Source organism: Pseudoalteromonas byunsanensis (assembly GCF_001854475.1).
GTDB lineage: Bacteria > Pseudomonadota > Gammaproteobacteria > Enterobacterales > Alteromonadaceae > Pseudoalteromonas > Pseudoalteromonas byunsanensis.
On the sequence record NZ_MNAN01000013.1, the window covers coordinates 1 to 1,136 of the forward strand.

1 rRNA gene is annotated in these 1,136 nt (G+C 40.4%); it reads left to right on the forward strand.

Going from position 1 to position 1,136, the window contains the following annotated elements:
- The first annotated feature begins 233 nt into the window (after positions 1–233).
- Positions 234–348, forward strand: a 5S ribosomal RNA gene (rrf, locus tag BIW53_RS02030).
- Positions 349–1,136: the final 788 nt, after the last annotated feature.

Genomic DNA, 1,136 nt, shown 5'->3' on the forward strand with positions numbered 1-1,136 from the left:
ATTAAGCTAACCAGTACTAATTACCCGTGAGGCTTAACCATACAACGCCAAAGTGGTTTTACACGCTAGAAGTTAGTGTTACTAAAGTAGTGTTTTACGAATTATCAGAATTTCCGAATTTTAAGAATTAAACAAGGTGAACGAAAAAGCAATATAGCGAAATCAGTTCATCTTGCGCAAATGAAATGCTCGTGCGATGCACGATGTCATTAAACATTTGCACCAAGACTTTGCTTGGTGATAATAGCGTTTTGGACCCACCTGACCCCATGCCGAACTCAGAAGTGAAACGAAACAGCGTCGATGATAGTGTGGCATTTGCCATGTGAAAGTAGAACATCGCCAGGCTCCTAATTAAGTGAAAAGCCCATCCAATCGGATGGGCTTTTTGCGTTTTGGGGTTGTAGGTCGTGATAAGCGTAGCGCCATCCGACGTTTAAGAGAGAGTCCCTCAGCAGCAGCTAAACTGGCTCACTTCACCTTGCGCAAAAAGAGCGTATTCGCTTCGCTCATGTCGCTAACCTTTTGCAATATAGCTTCGTGTTCGCTTCGCTCATGTCGCTAACCTTTTGCAATATAGCTTCGTGTTCGAAGCTATGGAGTGATCAGATAGATATTGCTAAAGTGTGATAAAAGTTGAAATTATAAAAGGTTTCGCTCAAAAATAACGCGAACAGTCTATTTTTATCACTTTTCTTCAAAAATCCTTTAAAAAGGGCTTGCGCTTTTTATTCGCCGCCCTATAATGCGACCCCACTGACACGGAGCGCCAAGCAACTTAAGCAAATCGAACTGAGTCAGGGTCGAGTAAAACTTAACTTTAAAGCTTCTCAAGAAACTTAAAAATTAAGTGTTGACAAAAAATAGGGAATGCTTAGAATGCACATCCCTCGAAACGCGAAAGCATTTCGAAACGTTCTTTAAAAATATGAAGCAATCATCTGTGTGGGCACTCGTACAGGTTGAGTTCTAACAGCAGAACTACTTCGGTAGGGACGCAAACAAATTTAGAGTCTCAATGTTTTTTCCTTAAATGGAAAGTGAGTGACCAACAGCAACAAGTTTACTTGTTGCAGCACAGTCAATTCGATATCTCATCTTTTATTAGGTGAATATCAAAAATCAGAATTCATTGA